The organism is Bartonella sp. TS25HLJMH (assembly GCF_042193505.1).
GTDB classification, from domain to species: Bacteria; Pseudomonadota; Alphaproteobacteria; order Rhizobiales; family Rhizobiaceae; genus Bartonella; species Bartonella grahamii.
The window spans coordinates 1-860 of sequence record NZ_JBHILV010000091.1 but is presented as its reverse complement, the minus strand read 5'-3'; the positions used below and the strand labels follow the sequence as shown (position 1 = coordinate 860).

General features: G+C 34.8%; 1 protein-coding gene. It reads right to left on the bottom strand.

Annotation, left to right across the window (positions count from 1 at the left end; genetic code table 11):
• Positions 1-184: 184 nt before the first annotated feature.
• A complete protein-coding gene (locus ACFINF_RS09410; protein ID WP_375620616.1) occupies positions 185-625 on the bottom strand; it encodes a hypothetical protein in 441 nt (146 codons plus the stop codon).
• Positions 626-860: the final 235 nt, after the last annotated feature.

The window sequence follows — 860 nt, the reverse complement described above, 5'->3', positions numbered from 1 at the left end:
TGAAAATCTTCTGTATCGCTTGTTATGTGACCATCCGCACCGCATATCGCCCAGCCTGTCTTGGTCCCTAGATCAAGACATAAAATGGTTTGTGCGTTAGTGATCATAATCCCCCCTTTAAAGCTCTAAGTATTTATATGTGTGCTATGACAGAGCGCGTAGTTATAAGTTTTAAAAAATTGGATTAACTCAGATTCAGACGCACACTACACGCATCATTTATTAATTTGATTTCTTCTTTTCTTTTTTCGATGAGGTCATTCCTTAAGATATCAAGATTACTTTCAACTAAAGCTGTAAACAAAAGCAGCTCATTTAAACGATAAAAAGATGACAACTCTTGAGAAAAATGATTATCAAACCAAGCTGTGAAAACTTGCGTAAAGACAGATGAAAACCATTGTTTAAAATCATCGTACGGCAATAACGGAAAATAATTTCTATCATCATTCTCAAAAATATTTTGCAGTATATAGACAAGATAACATGTTGATGAGGGGTCTATGCCACTTTCACATGTACGATTAGGCAAGCGGACACCATAATATATGTCTCCATGTCCAATCTTATTAACAAGATTAATCAACTTGACCTTGCTTATGGAGATTTGTGGGACATCTATCATCTCTGATCTTTCTTTTTAAGAGTCTAAATGCTGCTGTTGTGACAGGGCGCGTTGTGATTGCCTGTCTTGCAAAAATGTTTTTGAAAAAGGAACCTCGCAATGATTCATTGTTAATTAACAATCCTCATTTTTGGCTCAAATGACGCAAGTTAAAAAACTTCTCCTGCAAAAATAAAATCGATCAATCTCGGTTCTTCTTTTTTGTTGATTAACTCAGTGATTTTATTGTTTAATT

Excerpts from the sequence above, each read along its gene's own strand:
- ACFINF_RS09410 (WP_375620616.1), bottom strand. The coding sequence starts at position 625 with ATGATAGATGTCCCACAAATCTCCATAAGCAAGGTCAAGTTGATTAAT.